1 pseudogene is annotated in these 279 nt (G+C 67.0%); it reads left to right on the top strand.

Annotation, left to right across the window (positions count from 1 at the left end):
- Positions 1-279, top strand: a pseudogene (locus tag ACZYR5_RS29700) (type VI secretion system tip protein VgrG); the annotation flags it as partial.

Raw genomic sequence — 279 nt, 5'->3', positions numbered from 1 at the left:
ACGCGATGCCCTACGACGCCTTCATCTGTTTCCGCCCCCCGATTCCGAGCAAACCGAAGATTGCCGGCACCATTCCCGCGCGCATCAGCAGCAACGTCGCCCGCGACACCTACGCGGAAATGGACCGCCACGGCTACTACCGGGTCAAATTTCTCTTCGACCGCGACACCTGGCCCCAGGGCCGCGAAAGCCGCTGGCTGCGCCTGGCCCGGCCCTACGCCGGCGACACCTACGGCCTGCACCTGCCGCTGATCGACGGCACCGAAGTGGCGATCGCCT

The organism is Pseudomonas sp. F007 (genome assembly GCF_057814275.1).
This window is presented reverse-complemented; position numbering and strand designations above follow the sequence as displayed.